Below are 407 nucleotides of genomic sequence, written 5' to 3'. Positions count from 1 at the left end.
CTAAAGTCCGGATGCCTCCTGATCGCAGCCAGTAAAACCCACGTCATCAACTGGACCTGGGCCAGACACGAAACCACCGCCGCCTACACCGAACTCCTACGCCCCATTGCCGCACCACTAATCGCAGTCACAGACGGCGGACAAGGTGCCCAATCAGCCATCCACCACTGCTGGCCAACAACACGCATCCAACGCTGCCTCGTCCACGCCCAACGAACAGTCCGCCGCCACACCACCAGCAACCCCCGCACCGATGCCGGCAAAACCCTCTACCGCCTAGCCCTGAAACTCACTCGCATCACCGACCTTGACCAAGCATCCACATGGGTCGCCCACCTGCACGAATTCGACCACACCTACCGGGAATGGATGAACGAGAAAACCACCATCAAAGACCCTGCTACCGG

The 407-nt window shown here is 60.0% G+C and carries 1 protein-coding gene; it reads left to right on the top strand.

Annotated elements, in window-relative coordinates; all coding sequences use genetic code 11:
• The coding region (locus tag JQ46_RS07315) for a transposase (RefSeq protein WP_034986754.1) at positions 1-407 on the top strand (407 nt) is incomplete at both ends.

The sequence above is a fragment of the Corynebacterium jeikeium genome (assembly GCF_000738175.1).
GTDB classification, from domain to species: Bacteria; Actinomycetota; Actinomycetes; order Mycobacteriales; family Mycobacteriaceae; genus Corynebacterium; species Corynebacterium jeikeium_C.
Note: the sequence above shows the minus strand (reverse complement) of the source record. Positions and strands in the feature narration are given on the sequence as shown.